This window comes from Silanimonas sp. (assembly GCF_044377035.1).
Classification (GTDB): domain Bacteria; phylum Pseudomonadota; class Gammaproteobacteria; order Xanthomonadales; family Xanthomonadaceae; genus Silanimonas.
On record NZ_JBILJW010000006.1, the window covers coordinates 18,353 to 31,383 of the forward strand.

The 13,031-nt window shown below is 68.8% G+C and carries 12 protein-coding genes; 9 read left to right on the forward strand and 3 right to left on the reverse strand.

Going from position 1 to position 13,031, the window contains the following annotated elements:
* The first annotated feature begins 10 nt into the window (after positions 1-10).
* Together ACIQ6S_RS04510 and ACIQ6S_RS04515 are read left to right on the forward strand one after the other, a co-directional pair.
* A complete protein-coding gene (locus ACIQ6S_RS04510) occupies positions 11-1,180 on the forward strand; it encodes a sensor histidine kinase (protein ID WP_397607314.1) in 1,170 nt (389 codons plus the stop codon).
* A gap of 9 nt (positions 1,181-1,189) precedes the next feature.
* Positions 1,190-1,795, forward strand: coding sequence for a response regulator (locus ACIQ6S_RS04515; RefSeq protein ID WP_397607315.1), 606 nt, complete (start codon positions 1,190-1,192; stop codon positions 1,793-1,795).
* A 24-nt stretch (positions 1,796-1,819) separates the two neighbouring features.
* Here ACIQ6S_RS04515 and ACIQ6S_RS04520 read toward each other — a convergent pair whose 3' ends face one another.
* Positions 1,820-2,860, reverse strand: coding sequence for an ABC transporter ATP-binding protein (locus tag ACIQ6S_RS04520; RefSeq protein WP_397607316.1), 1,041 nt, complete (start codon positions 2,858-2,860; stop codon positions 1,820-1,822).
* A complete protein-coding gene (locus ACIQ6S_RS04525) occupies positions 2,860-3,438 on the reverse strand; it encodes a superoxide dismutase (RefSeq protein ID WP_297867277.1) in 579 nt (192 codons plus the stop codon). The genes ACIQ6S_RS04520 and ACIQ6S_RS04525 overlap by 1 nt, the downstream gene beginning before the upstream one ends.
* A 120-nt stretch (positions 3,439-3,558) precedes the next feature.
* On the opposite strand from ACIQ6S_RS04525, the gene grxD reads away from it, so the two are divergent.
* The 4 genes from grxD to ACIQ6S_RS04545 all read left to right on the forward strand — a co-directional run bounded on the left by grxD (position 3,559) and on the right by ACIQ6S_RS04545 (position 8,854).
* Entirely contained in the window at positions 3,559-3,879 is a 321-nt protein-coding gene (gene grxD, locus ACIQ6S_RS04530) for a Grx4 family monothiol glutaredoxin (RefSeq protein ID WP_297877579.1), read from the forward strand.
* Entirely contained in the window at positions 3,876-4,643 is a 768-nt protein-coding gene (locus tag ACIQ6S_RS04535; protein ID WP_397607317.1) for an SDR family NAD(P)-dependent oxidoreductase, read from the forward strand. Before grxD ends, ACIQ6S_RS04535 begins: the two co-directional genes overlap by 4 nt.
* A gap of 7 nt (positions 4,644-4,650) precedes the next feature.
* On the forward strand, positions 4,651-5,256 hold the full coding sequence (locus ACIQ6S_RS04540) for a YhgN family NAAT transporter (protein ID WP_397572036.1): 606 nt from the start codon (positions 4,651-4,653) through the stop codon (positions 5,254-5,256).
* A gap of 256 nt (positions 5,257-5,512) precedes the next feature.
* A complete protein-coding gene (locus tag ACIQ6S_RS04545) occupies positions 5,513-8,854 on the forward strand; it encodes a carboxypeptidase regulatory-like domain-containing protein (RefSeq protein WP_397607318.1) in 3,342 nt (1,113 codons plus the stop codon).
* A gap of 106 nt (positions 8,855-8,960) precedes the next feature.
* Here the strand turns inward: ACIQ6S_RS04545 and ACIQ6S_RS04550 are convergent, their stop codons facing one another.
* On the reverse strand, positions 8,961-9,974 hold the full coding sequence (locus tag ACIQ6S_RS04550; protein WP_397607319.1) for an NAD(P)-dependent alcohol dehydrogenase: 1,014 nt from the start codon (positions 9,972-9,974) through the stop codon (positions 8,961-8,963).
* Between the two features lie 467 nt (positions 9,975-10,441).
* Between ACIQ6S_RS04550 and queA the strand changes: the two genes are divergently transcribed.
* Genes queA through yajC form a run of 3 tightly spaced genes read left to right on the forward strand, consistent with a single transcriptional unit; the run spans position 10,442 to position 12,999 of the window.
* A complete protein-coding gene (queA, locus tag ACIQ6S_RS04555) occupies positions 10,442-11,482 on the forward strand; it encodes a tRNA preQ1(34) S-adenosylmethionine ribosyltransferase-isomerase QueA (RefSeq protein ID WP_397607320.1) in 1,041 nt (346 codons plus the stop codon).
* Entirely contained in the window at positions 11,479-12,600 is a 1,122-nt protein-coding gene (gene tgt, locus ACIQ6S_RS04560) for a tRNA guanosine(34) transglycosylase Tgt (protein ID WP_397572041.1), read from the forward strand. The genes queA and tgt overlap by 4 nt, the downstream gene beginning before the upstream one ends.
* Positions 12,601-12,654: 54 nt before the next feature.
* Positions 12,655-12,999: a preprotein translocase subunit YajC gene (gene yajC / locus ACIQ6S_RS04565; RefSeq protein WP_397607321.1), complete on the forward strand. Its 345-nt coding sequence runs from the start codon at positions 12,655-12,657 to the stop codon at positions 12,997-12,999.
* The last annotated feature ends 32 nt before the right edge of the window (positions 13,000-13,031 follow it).

Genomic DNA, 13,031 nt, shown 5'->3' on the forward strand with positions numbered 1-13,031 from the left:
ACTGGCCGCCATGCGCACCTCATCGCCTGAAGCCACCGCCCGCGATCCCAACGCCGCCGCGCCGACGGCCACGCTCCGCGCCGCCATGGCGGCGGAGCCCGGCGATGCGTCGCAGCGCGCGTGGCGGCGCCTGAACCTCGTCTACCTGATCTTCGTCTTCCTGCCGCTGGTCTGGGTGGGCGAGGACCTGCCGCTCGCCGTCGGCCTCACTTTCGCAGCGCTGGCGGTGTTCCTGCCGATCTACTGGAAGAGTTTCCTCTTCGAGGGTCGCATGGGGCTGCTGGCGGCGCTGGCCATGGCGGCCACGGGCTTCGCGCTCACGCCCTGGAACCCCGGGGGCAACACGCTGCTCATCTACGCCTTCGCCTCGCTGGGGTTTTCGCAGCGCTGGCGGGTGGCCGTTGGGTTCGCCCTTACCCTGCTCGCCGTCTACGCCGGCTGGTTGTGGGTGCTTGCGATGCCGATGCCCTTCCTCGTCGCGCCGGGACTGATCGGCGGTGCGGTGCTGGCCGGTGCCATCCTCGGCAAGCGCGAGATGCAGCGCAACGAGCGCCTGCGGCTGACGCAGGCTGAGGTCGACCGCCTCGCCCGCGTCGCCGAGCGCGAGCGCATCGCCCGCGACCTGCACGACCTCCTCGGCCACACGCTCAGCGTCATCGCGCTGAAAAGCGAGCTGGCCCGCAAGCTGGCCGAGCGCGACGGTTCCGCCGCTGCGACGCACATCGGCGAAGTGGAGCAGGTGGCGCGCGACGCCCTGAAGCAGGTGCGCGAGGCCGTGAGCGGCATGCGCTCGGCGGAGCTCGCGAACGAACTCGTCAGCGCTCGACTGGCCGCGGTGGGGGCGGGCCTCGGGTTCGAGGCGCAGGTCGATCCGCTGCCGCCGCTCGAGGCCGCGCAGGAGAACGCGCTGGCCATGGGCCTGCGCGAAGCCATTACCAACGTGCTGCGGCATGCCCGTGCCGGGCAGGTACAGGTGCAGATCCGCCGGCAGGGGCGCGCCATCGAGCTCGAAGTGCAGGACGACGGCGCGGGAACGGTGGGGACGCCGGGCAACGGGCTCTCCGGCATGCGCGAGCGCGTCGAGGCCCTCGGCGGGCAGCTCATGGTCGATAGCGCCGTGGGTGCCGGCACGCGTCTCCGCCTGCTGTTGCCGCTGGACGGGACCGGTCGTCGAAGCTAGCGTCGCGGGATGATCCGCATCGTCCTCGCCGAAGACCAAGCCCTGCTGCGCGGCGCCCTGGCCGGCCTGCTCGCCCTTGAATCCGATATCGACGTCGTCGCCGAGGCCGGCGATGGCGACAGTGCGTGGAAGGCCGTGCAGCAGCACCAGCCCGACCTGCTGCTCACCGACATCGAGATGCCCGGCCTCACCGGCCTCGACCTCGCCGCCAAGGTGCAGGAGGCGAAGCTCGCCACCCGCGTCGTCATCGTCACTACCTTCGCCCGCGGCGGCTACCTGCGCCGCGCGCTCGACGCCGGCGTGCGTGGCTACCTGCTGAAGGACGCGCCCGTCGACAAGCTGGCGCAGGCACTGCGCGACGTCCATCGCGGCGGCCGCGCCATCGCGCCCGAGCTTGCCGTTGACGCCTGGCGCGAAGAGGTGGATCCGCTGACCGACCGCGAACGCGCCGTGTTGCGCCTTGCGGGTGACGGCCTCAGCTCGCAGGACATCGCCGAGAAGCTGCACCTCTCGAACGGCACCGTGCGCAACTACCTCAGCGAGGCGATCGGCAAGCTCGGCGCCGCGAACCGCGTCGAAGCGCATCGGCTCGCGCGGCAGAAAGGCTGGCTGTAGCGGCGCGGCGACGCGCGCCCGCCGTCAGCGCGGGAACACCACCACGTGGGCGAGGTCCGGGCGCACCTGGACGCGCTCGCCGATGGCGAAGCGGCGGTGGCTGGGCGCGAGGGCGCTGAGCTCGGTGCCGTCGTCGAGGCGCAGGCGATGGAGCGAGTCCGCGCCGTGGAAGGTGATGTCGACGACCACGGCCGGCGTGTCGCCCTCGCCGACGAGGACATCGTCCGGACGCAGAAGCAGCAGGCCTTCGCGGCCAGCATCGACGGGCAGGGCATCAGCGGGGCGCGGCACGGCCAGCGGGCCGAACGGGGAGTCCACGCGGTCCGCGTCGAGCCAGCGCACCGGCAACAGGCGGCCGTCGCCGACGAAACGGGCCACCTCGGCGCTGGCCGGACGGTGGTAGAGCTCGTAGCCCGGCGACCATTGCGCCAGCCGGCCGTCGAGCATCACGCCTACGGTGTCGGCGAAGGCGAAGGCTTCGTCCTGGTCGTGCGTGACGAGCAGCGCCGCCGTGCCTTCCGACTTCAGGAGCGCCCGGAGTTCATCGCGCAGCTTCGGGCGCAGATCGGCGTCGAGGCTGGAGAGCGGTTCGTCGAGCAGCAGCAGGTCGGGTTTCGGCGCCAGCGAGCGGGCCAGGGCTACGCGCTGCTGTTGCCCTCCGGAGAGTTCATGGGGATGGCGCGCGCCGAGGCCATCGAGGCCAGTGCGCGCCAGCAGATCGGCTACGCGGGCCTCGCGCTCTGCCCGAGGCCACGCTGAGAGGCCGAAGCCCACGTTCCCCGCCACGTCGAGGTGGGGAAACAGCGCGAGGTCCTGGAACACGAAGCCGACGCCGCGCTTCTCCGGCTTGAGGCCGGCGGCGTCGGTGCCGCGAAGGCGCACCACGCCCGCTTCGGCCGCGTGCAGGCCGGCGATCACGCGCAACAAGGTGGTCTTGCCGGTGCCCGAGGGCCCGAGGAGCGCGGCGATGCCGCCGCGCGCCAGTTCGAACGACACGCCCCCGAAAACGCGCCGGCCGCCGTGGGCGGCGGCCAGCGATTCGATCGAGAGCAGCGCTTCCGCCATCAGCGCATCTGGCTGGCGACGAAGTCCCAGTTGACGAGGTTCCAGAACGCCTCGACGTACTTGGCGCGGGCGTTGCGGTAGTCGACGTAGTAGGCGTGCTCCCACACGTCGCAGGTCAGCAGCGCGGTGTCGTTGCCCGTCAGCGGGGTGGCCGCGTTCGAGGTCGAGACCAGGGCCAGCGTGCCGTCCGGACGCTGCACCAGCCAGGCCCAACCCGAGCCGAAGGTGGTGAGTGCGGTCTGGGTGAACTGTTCCTTGAAGGCCGCGAACGAGCCGAAGGCCGCGTTGATGGCCTCGGCCAGCTTGCCCTTGGGCTCGCCACCACCGGCAGGCTTCAGGCAGTTCCAGTAGAAGGTGTGGTTCCACACCTGCGCGGCGTTGTTGAACATGCCGCCCTGCGACTTGCGGATGATGGCCTCGAGGTCGAGGGCTTCGAACTCCGTGCCGGCGATCTGCTTGTTGAGGTTGTCCACGTAGGTCTGGTGGTGCTTGCCGTAGTGGAAGTCGATCGTCTCGGCCGAGATGTGCGGGGCGAGGGCGTCGCGGGCGTAGGGCAGGGCGGGCAGGGTGATGGCCATGGGGCTCTCCGTGGGGATGGCGAACGGGCGATGCGACGGCGGGACCATCGCAAGGGCTAGAATTGTAGCCCTGCGGCACCGTCCCACGGTGCCAGCGTCGTGAAACCAGCGAGGAATCCCATGGCGGCGATGGAGCGGATCAAGGCCCAGCTCGAGGCCCATCCGATCGTGCTCTTCATGAAAGGCACGCCCGAGGTGCCGATGTGCGGCTATTCGAAGCGCGCCGTCGATGCCTTGCGCGCGGCGGGCGCCACGCGCCTGCACACCGTCAACGTCATGGCGGATCCCGAGATCCGGGCCAACCTGCCGCGCTATGCCGACTGGCCGACCTTCCCGCAGCTGTTCGTGCAGGGCGAGCTGATCGGTGGTGCCGACATCGTGGCCGAGCTGGCCGAGGCCGGCGAGTTGGCGCGCATCGTTGCCGAGGCCGAGGCCGCATGAGCGAGTTCGTCGCCTTCCCGACCGTGGCTCCGCGCCCCCTGAAGGACCGTGTGATCCTCGTCACCGGCGCCCACGGCGGACTTGGCGCGGAAGCCGCGAAGGCCTGCGCGCAGGCCGGCGCGACGGTGGTGCTGCTCGGCCGCAAGGTGCCGAAACTCGGCCGGGTCTACGACGCGATCAAGGCCCTCGGCCCCGAGCCCGCGCTGTATCCGATGGACCTCGCCGGCGCCGACCCTTCCGATTTCGAAACCCTGGCCGACACCGTTGCCCGTGAACTGGGGCGGCTCGACGGCGTACTCCATTGCGCCGCCGATTTCGCTGGCCTCACGCCGCTGGAAAACACCCCGCCCGAGCAGTTCGCCCGCCAGGTGCAGGTCAACCTCAACGCCCGCTGGTTCCTCACCCAGGCCTGCCTGCCGCTGTTGCGGAAGTCCCCCGATGCCGCGGTGGTCTTCGTGCTCGACGACCCGGCCCGCGTGCTGCGGCCTTATTGGGGGGCTTACGGCCTCACCCAGCTGGCGGGCGAGGGCCTCGTGCGGATGCTCCACGCCGAGACCGACACCACCACCGTGCGCGTCAGTGGCCTGCGCCCCGGCCCGATGAAGACGCCGCTGCGCAGCCGCGCCTTCGTCGACGAGGCCATGTTGCGCGTGCCCGGCCCCGAGGCCTACGCCGCTGCCTGCGTGATGCTGCTTTCCGCGGAGGGCGCCGCGCATCGCGGCAGCGTCCACGCGCCCACCGCCGCCGAGACGGCCACCGCCTGAGACCGCCATGCAGGATTCCAGCCTCCTCGCCGCCGCCATCCTGCTGTTCCTGATCCTCGACCCGCTGGGCAACGTCCCGGTCTTCCTGAGCCTGCTGAAGCCGGTGCCCGAGCACCGCCGGCGCCGGGTGCTGGCCCGCGAGCTGGTGATCGCCCTCGGCGTGCTGTTCCTGTTCCTGTTCTGCGGCCGCTACATCCTGGAGTTCATCAGCCTGCGGCAGGAGTCGGTGAGCATCGCCGGCGGCATCATCCTGTTCCTGATCGGCTTGAAGATGATCTTCCCGGCCCCCGAGGGCATCTTCGGCGACACGCCGGAGGGCGAGCCCTTCATCGTGCCCATGGCCGTGCCCCTGGTGGCCGGTCCCTCGGGCATGGCGGCCGTCATGCTGATGGGCTCTAAGGAGCCGGACCGCCTGCTGGACTGGAGCCTGGCCCTGCTGATCGCCTGGGCGGCCACGGCGGCCATCCTGTTCTCGGCCACCAAGCTGTACCGCCTGCTCGGACCCCGGGCCCTGACCGCCCTCGAGCGACTGATGGGCATGGTGCTGGTGGCCATTTCCGTTCAGATGACCCTCGACGGGATCGCCGCCTATCTGGGCCGCGCCGGCGGGTGATAACCCGCCCCGAACGACGGTCGCCGCGCGCCCCGCGGCGTCTCGCCGTTCAGTGAGATGACAGTCATCGAAACGTCATCTGGTCTCATTACGCTGTTAAACTGTCGTTAGGCTGTCATTGCCCATCCGAAGCCCGTCAGCAGCCGACGGCGGCCACAGCGAAGTCCTTCGCCGCATCGCGGCGGAACTCGTCATCCGGGGCGGCACGTGCCGCCATCGTCTGTCTCCGCAAGAAAAAACCAGAGCAGGTCCACACATGAATTATCGCAGCAAGGTGCGCTACTCGAAGCTCGCGCTCGGCTTGGCCATCGCCCTCGCCTCGGCGCCCGCCATGGCGCAGAACACGACCGCCAACATTGGCGGCCGCGTCACCGCGGCCAACGAGGCGATCGTCGCCGGTGCACAGGTCACGATCACGCACGTGCCGTCGGGCACGGTCTCGCAGGCCACGACCGACGCCAACGGCCGCTATGCCGCCCGCGGCCTCCGCGTCGGTGGCCCGTACCTCGTGACCATCACGAAGGACGGCCAGACCGAAACCATCGAGAATGTGTTCCTGCAGCTCGCCGAGACCACGCAGGTCAACGCCGAGATCGGCCAGGCCGAAGCCACGCTCGACACCGTCGAAGTGACCGCCGACAACCTCGGCTACTCGGTGTTCAGCTCGACCGCCGTCGGCGCCGGCACCACCGTCTCGCGCGAGCAGCTCGAGACCTTCGCCTCGATCCAGCGCAGCCTGCAGGATTACGCGCGCCTCGACCCGCGCATCTCGCAGACGGACAAGGAGCGCGGTGAGATCTCGGCCGGTGGCCAGAACACCCGCTTCAACAGCATCACCGTCGACGGCCTGAGCATCTCCGACTCGTTCGGCCTCGAAGCCAACAACCTGCCCACGATCAAGCAGCCGATCTCGATCGACGCCATCGAGGAAGTGCAGGTCAACATCTCGAACTACGACGTGACGCAGCGCGGCTACACCGGCGCGAACATCAACGCCGTCACCAAGTCGGGCACCAACGACTTCCGCGGCAGCGTCTACTACGTGTTCCGCGACGACAAGCTGTCGGGCGACCGCTACACCGCCTCGACCGACACGTACTTCGCTCCGCCGCCGTCGGAAGACACCACCGCCGGCTTCACCTTCGGTGGCCCGATCCTGAAGGATCGCCTGTTCTTCTTCGCCACCTACGAAGACACCAAGTCGACCCGCGTCGGCACCGAGTTCGTGCCGCTGGGCGCCAACGGCAGCCAGGTGTTCATCACCCCGGCCCAGATCGACGCCGTCCGCAGCCTGGCCCAGAGCCGCTACGGCATCGACATCGGCGCGGTGAACGCGCCGTCGCAGGTCGAGCTGACCGTCGAGGACATCCTCCTCAAGCTCGACTGGAACATCACCGACAACCACCGCGCCAACTTCCGCTACACCAAGACGGAAGAAAGCAACCCGATCTTCCCGGGCTTCAACACCACCAATCTCAGCCTGACCTCGCATTGGTACGCGCAGGACAAGACCATTGAAGCCTGGACGGCGCAGTGGTTCGGCGACTGGTCGGACAACTTCTCGACCGAGCTGCGCGCCTCGCGCCGCGAGTACTTCAGCGAGCCGATCAACAACAGCAACCTGCCGCAGATCGCCGTCCGCTTCCAGGGCGGCACGCCGCCGGCGGGCGTCAATGGCGGCAACCGCTTCCTGAACTTCGGTACCGAGCGCAGCCGCCACTTCAACCAGCTCGGCACCACCTCGGACGAGCTGTACTTCGCCGGCAACCTGTTCATGGGCGACCATGAGCTGAAGTTCGGCGTCGACTGGTCGAACCTCGACGTGTTCAACGCCTTCCTGCAGGACACGCGCGGCAACTACACCTTCGGCTGCCTCACGACCGCGGAGTGCGCCAACAGCTTCGAGTCGGGCCGCCCGCTCAACTACTCGGTGCAGGTCGGTCGTCCGGGCTTCGCCGTGGCTGACGGCGCCGCCAACTGGGAACTCGAGAACTTCGGCGCGTTCATCCAGGACACCTGGGCTGTCAACTACAACCTGACCATCGTTGCGGGCTTCCGCGTCGACCTCACCGGCATGCCGGCGTCGCCGGCGTTCAACGCCGCGGCCGCCGCTCCGATCGGCCCGACCGTCGTCACCTCGGGCCGTCCGCGCGCCACCGGTGGCTTCGGCCGCAACAACAGCAACACGCTGGACAGCGAGATCCTCTGGCAGCCGCGCGTGGGCTTCAACTACACCTTCGACAGCGACCGTCCGACCCAGCTGCGCGGCGGCGTGGGCCTGTTCCAGGGCGGCGCGGCCAATGTGTGGCTGTCGAACCCGTACTCGAACACCGGCGTCGTGACCCAGGTCATCGGTTGCGGCATCACCGGCTTCGCGGCCTGCCCGACCACCGGCACCGGCATCTTCACGCCGAACACCGGCGCGCAGCCGACGAGCTTCGCCGGCGCGGTGCCGGCTTCGAACGTCGACTTCCTGGACGAGAACCTCGATCAGCCGTCGGTGTGGAAGGCCAACCTCGCGCTCGAGCATGAGCTGCCGTGGTGGGGCGCCGTGCTGTCGGCCGAAGCGATCTTCACCCAGGTGGAAGACGGCTTCTACTACGACCACATCAACCTCGGCGCCCCGACGGCGACCGGCCGCGACGGCCGCCAGCTGTTCTGGAGCCCGGGTGGTTACAACACCGCCTGCTGGAACAGCAACGGTGGCTCGATCGTGGGCGGCACCTGCACCACGGCGGGCGGCGTCGTGTCGCGTTGGCAGAACAACGCCAACTTCGCCAACGTGCTCGTCGCGAAGCCGACGGACAAGGGCGGTGGCGAGAACTACACGCTGGCCATCAGCCGTGGCCGCCAGAACGACGCCTGGTCGTGGTCGGTCGCCTACAGCTACACCGATGCCACGGAAGTCAGCCCGCTGACCTCGTCGGTCGCCAATTCCAACTGGAACGGCACCAACGTGTTCAACCCGGGTGAGAACGTCGAGAGCCGCGCGAACTACCTGATCAAGGATCGCCTGATCGCCACGCTTGGCTTCCGCCACTACTTCTTCGACGGTTACGCCACCGACTTCGGCCTGTTCTACGAAGGCCGCAAGGGCAAGCCCTACAGCTGGACCTACATCAACGACCTGAACGGCGACGGCGTGGGCGGCAACGACCTGATGTACATCCCGACCGCGTTCGGTTCGGGTGAGGTCGTGTTCCGCGGCGGCGCGGCGGAAGAGCAGGCGTTCTGGAACATCGTCAACCAGTACGGCCTGAACCGCTTCGCTGGCAGCGTCGTCGAGCGCAATGTCGACTTCGCCCCGTGGGTGAACAACGTCGACATCCGCATCAGCCAGCAGCTGCCGGGCTTCATGAAGGACCACCGCACCGAGATCTCGTTCGACGTCCTCAACGTCGGCAACCTGATCAACAAGGAGTGGGGTCGCATCGAGGAAATCGGCTTCCCGCTGAACCGCAGCTTCGTGAACTACCTCGGTACGGACGCCTCGGGCCGCTACATCTACGGCCTCGGCACCTTCGAGAACGCGATCGTCCGCCAGAACCGCGGCGAGTCGCAGTGGGCGGCCCAGCTGACCCTGCGCTACCGATTCTGATCCATCGCTTCATCGCGTAACGCAAACGGCCGGGGAAACCCGGCCGTTTGCTTTGGTGCCGCCATCGATGCGAAGCCCGAGCGCCGCAGGGCTCCGGGCAAGCGCCTCAGGCGAAATCGGCGTCCAGCACGATGCGGTAGCGAGCCTTGCCGCTGTGCAGGCGTTCGAAGGCGTCGTTGATCTTCGACATCTGGAAGCGCTCCACCTGCGGCGCGATCTCGTGGCGCGCGCAGAACTCCAGCATCTGCGAGGTCGTGGCCGGGCTGCCCAGCGGCGATCCGCTCACGGACTTCTGCCCGCCGATCAGGGCGAACGCTGGCACGGGAACGGGCTCGAGCACCGCGCCGACGAAGTGCAGGCGACCGTTCGGCGCGAGGGCGCCGAGGTACGCGCCCCACGGCAGGGTGACGTTGGCGGTGACGAGGATGAAGTCGAACTTGCCGGCCTCCTTGGCCAGCGCCTTCGCGTCGGTGCTCACCACCGCGCGGTGCGCGCCGAGGCGGATGGCTTCCTCGTGCTTCGATTCGCTGGAGGTGAAGGCCGTGACCTCGCAGCCCCAGGCATTGAGGAACTGCAGGGCGAGGTGGCCGAGGCCGCCGATGCCGACCACGCCCACGCGGTCGGTGGGCTTGATGCCGAAGTGGGCGATCGGACCGAACACGGTAATGCCGCCGCAGAGCAGGGGGCCGGCGCTTGCGGCATCGACGCCCTCGGGGATGGGCGTGGCCCAGACCCAGTGCGCGCGCACGCGCTCGCCGAAGCCGCCGTAACCGGAGACGATCAGGCCGCTCGATTTGCCGCACACGTTGTGCTGGCCGGACAGGCATTGTTCGCAGGCCATGCAGCTGCTCTGGTACCAGCCGATGCCCACGCGGTCGCCGACCTTGACGCGCTTGGCTTCCGGTCCGACCGCGACGACGCGGCCGATGGCTTCATGGCCGGGCACCAGCGGGTAGCGGGCATTGCCCCAGTCGTTGTTGACCATGCTGAGGTCGGAATGGCAGAGGCCGCAGTGCTCCACCTGCACCTCGACGAATTCCGGCGGCAGTGGACCGGCGTCGTACTCGAAGGCCTGCAGGGCGCCCTTGGAGGCGGTGGCGGCGTAGGCACGGATGGGCATGGGCGTCACTCGTTGTGGGGACACGCGGGAGTCTGCGCCTCGCCGATGGCAATGCAAGCGACCCCGTGCCCCAGCTTCCGGCACTGGAGCCGTCGGGGCCGTCCGGTGACGCTTGTCGGAGTACCGCTGTTTTCCTTTTCGGGAGCCATGCGATGAAAATTCTGTTGGTCATGCTGGGCGTTGGCTTGGTGCTTCTGGTGTCGGTCGTCGTGCTGGCGAAGCGGCGAAGGGCGCCGGCGTCCCAGTCCGGCGGGCAGGCCGATGCCTTGCCAGCGATCGGCGCGACGAGTGCGTCCTGCGGCCGCGGAAGCGATGGCGCCTGCAGCGGCGACGGTGATGGCGGCGGAGGAGGCGGCGGGGACTGAACAGCGGGCGCGGCCCGGGCACGATGCCCCGCAGCCGCGCGTACAATCACGCCCCCGCGCCGCGAGGCGCCCGCTGGAGGGCCGGCCTGTCAAGCCGATCCGATGAAGAAGTCCGATTTCCATTACGACCTGCCGCCGGAACTGATCGCGCAGGCCCCGCTGGCCGAGCGTTCGGCCTCCCGCTTGCTGCACGTGCCCGCGTCGCCCGCCGCACTGGTCGACCTGCACGTGCGCGACCTGCCGTCGCTGCTGCAGCCCGGCGACCTGCTGGTCTTCAACGACACGCGCGTGATCCCGGCGCGCCTTTACGGGAAGAAGGCCACCGGTGGGCGCGTCGAGGTCCTGCTCGAACGCGTGACCGGCGCGCATGAGGTGCGTGCGCAGGTTGGTGCGAGCAAATCGCCGAAGCCCGACAGCACGATCACGCTCGACGACGGCACCGTGGTGACGGTGCTCGGCCGCGACGGCGAGTTCTACCGCCTGCGTTTCGAGACCACCGAGCCGCTGGAGAAGGTGCTGCTGCGTGCCGGCCGCATGCCGCTGCCGCCCTATATCCAGCGCGAGGCGGACATCAGCGACGACGAGCGCTACCAGACCGTGTTCTCGAAGCACGTGGGCGCCGTGGCGGCGCCGACCGCCGGCCTGCACTTCGACGAGTCCTTGCTCTCGGCCTTGCAGGCGCGCGGCATCGAGTTCGGGCACATCACGTTGCACGTGGGCGCCGGGACGTTCCAGCCGATGCGCGCCGAGCACGTGAAGGACCACGTGATGCACCGCGAGTGGCTGAATGTCGGCGCGGAACTGTGCCAGCAGATCCGCCAGACGAAGGCCCGCGGCGGCCGCGTGATCGCCGTGGGCACCACGGTGATCCGCGCGCTGGAGACGGCATTCCGCGACGGTGAGGTGCTGCCCTTCGCCGGCGACACACAAATCTTCATCACGCCGGGGCATCGCATCCGCTCGGCCGACGCGCTGTTCACCAACTTCCACCTGCCGGAATCGACGCTGATGATGCTGGTCAGCGCGTTCGCCGGCTTCGACCGGATCATGGCGGCCTACCGCCACGCGGTGCAGCAGCGCTACCGTTTCTTCAGCTACGGCGATGCGATGTTGCTGTGGCCTTCGGCGGAGGAGGGCGCATGAGCCGCATGACGTTCCAGAAGCTGGGCTCCGACGGCACGGCACGCCGCGGCCGGATCACTTTCCCGCGCGGCACCATCGAGACGCCGGCCTTCATGCCGGTGGGCACCTACGGCACGGTGAAGGCCATGCGGCCGGCCGAGGTCGAGGCGCTGGGTGCCGAGATCATCCTCGGCAACACCTTCCACCTGTACCTGCGGCCCGGCCTCGAGGTGATGGAAGCCCACGGCGGCCTGCACGGCTTCACGAAGTGGCAGAAGCCCATCCTCACCGACTCCGGCGGGTTCCAAGTGTTCTCGCTGGCGCACAAGCGCAAGATCACCGAGGCCGGCGTGACCTTCGCCTCGCCCGTGGATGGCCGCAAGGTCTTCCTTGGGCCCGAAGAGAGCATGCACATCCAGCGCGTGCTGGGCTCGGACATCGTGATGATCTTCGACGAGTGCACGCCGTACCCGGCCACCGAGAAGGTGGCCCGCGCCTCGATGGAGCTCAGCCTGCGCTGGGCCGAGCGCTCGAAGAAAGCCCACGAGGGCAACGACGCCGCGCTCTTCGGCATCGTGCAGGGCGGGGTTTACCCCGAACTGCGCACGCGTTCGGCGGAAGGGCTCAAGGCCATCGGCTTCGACGGTTACGCGGTGGGCGGCCTCGCGGTGGGCGAGCCCGCGGCCGAGCGCGAGCACACGCTGGAGGCCATCTGCCCACAGTTGCCCGAGGACAAGCCACGCTACCTGATGGGCGTGGGCAAGCCGGAGGACATCGTCGAGGCGGTGGCCCGTGGCATCGACATGTTCGACTGCGTGATGCCGACGCGGAACGCCCGTAACGGCCACTACTTCACCGATTTTGGCCAGGTGCGCATCCGCAACCAGAAGTACGAACACGACCTGCGCCCCATCGAGCCCGGCTGCGACTGCGCCACCTGCACGGGCGGCTTCACCCGCAGCTACCTGCGCCACCTCGACAAGTGCAACGAGATCCTGGGTTCGATGCTGGCCACCACCCACAACCTGCGCTACTACGTGCGGCTCATGGAGCGGATCCGGGTGGCCATCGAGCAGGGGCGGTTCGCCGAATTCCGTGAAGGCTTCTACCGCGCCCGGGAGGCCGGTGAGCCGGCCTGAACGCCCGCCGTGGCATACTTCGCGGCTGTTTGGCCTTCTGGAAGCCCCAAGCCCATGTCCCTGCTCGACCTGCTGATCCCCGCCGCCCACGCCCAAGCCGCCGCCGGTGCTCCCGCCCAGCCGAGCCCCTGGCCCAGCGTCATCATGCTCGGCGCGGTGTTCGTGCTGATGTACTTCATGATGATCCGCCCGCAGATGAAGCGGCAGAAGGAACACCGCCAGATGGTGGAAAAGCTGGCGAAGGGCGACGAGATCGTCACCAGCGGCGGCATCGCCGGCCGCATCGACGACGTCGGCGAGAGCTTCATCACCGTCGAGATCGCCGAAGGCACCAAGGTGAAGCTGCAGAAGGGCGCCATCAACGCCGTCCTGCCCAAGGGCACCTTGAAGTCCCTCTGATCGCCCCCATCACGCCGGCTTCATGCCGGCTT

Bases quoted from the DNA above. Each gene is read 5' to 3' on its own strand.
- queA (WP_397607320.1), top strand. From the start codon at position 10,442: ATGAAGAAGTCCGATTTCCATTACGACCTGCCGCCGGAACTGATCGCG.
- ACIQ6S_RS04510 (WP_397607314.1), top strand. From the start codon at position 11: ATGCGCACCTCATCGCCTGAAGCCACCGCCCGCGATCCCAACGCCGCC.
- ACIQ6S_RS04525 (WP_297867277.1), bottom strand. From the start codon at position 3,438: ATGGCCATCACCCTGCCCGCCCTGCCCTACGCCCGCGACGCCCTCGCC.
- ACIQ6S_RS04545 (WP_397607318.1), top strand. From the start codon at position 5,513: ATGAATTATCGCAGCAAGGTGCGCTACTCGAAGCTCGCGCTCGGCTTG.
- yajC (WP_397607321.1), top strand. From the start codon at position 12,655: ATGTCCCTGCTCGACCTGCTGATCCCCGCCGCCCACGCCCAAGCCGCC.
- ACIQ6S_RS04515 (WP_397607315.1), top strand. From the start codon at position 1,190: ATGATCCGCATCGTCCTCGCCGAAGACCAAGCCCTGCTGCGCGGCGCC.
- ACIQ6S_RS04520 (WP_397607316.1), bottom strand. From the start codon at position 2,860: ATGGCGGAAGCGCTGCTCTCGATCGAATCGCTGGCCGCCGCCCACGGC.
- ACIQ6S_RS04540 (WP_397572036.1), top strand. From the start codon at position 4,651: ATGCAGGATTCCAGCCTCCTCGCCGCCGCCATCCTGCTGTTCCTGATC.
- ACIQ6S_RS04535 (WP_397607317.1), top strand. From the start codon at position 3,876: ATGAGCGAGTTCGTCGCCTTCCCGACCGTGGCTCCGCGCCCCCTGAAG.
- tgt (WP_397572041.1), top strand. From the start codon at position 11,479: ATGAGCCGCATGACGTTCCAGAAGCTGGGCTCCGACGGCACGGCACGC.
- ACIQ6S_RS04550 (WP_397607319.1), bottom strand. From the start codon at position 9,974: ATGCCCATCCGTGCCTACGCCGCCACCGCCTCCAAGGGCGCCCTGCAG.
- grxD (WP_297877579.1), top strand. From the start codon at position 3,559: ATGGCGGCGATGGAGCGGATCAAGGCCCAGCTCGAGGCCCATCCGATC.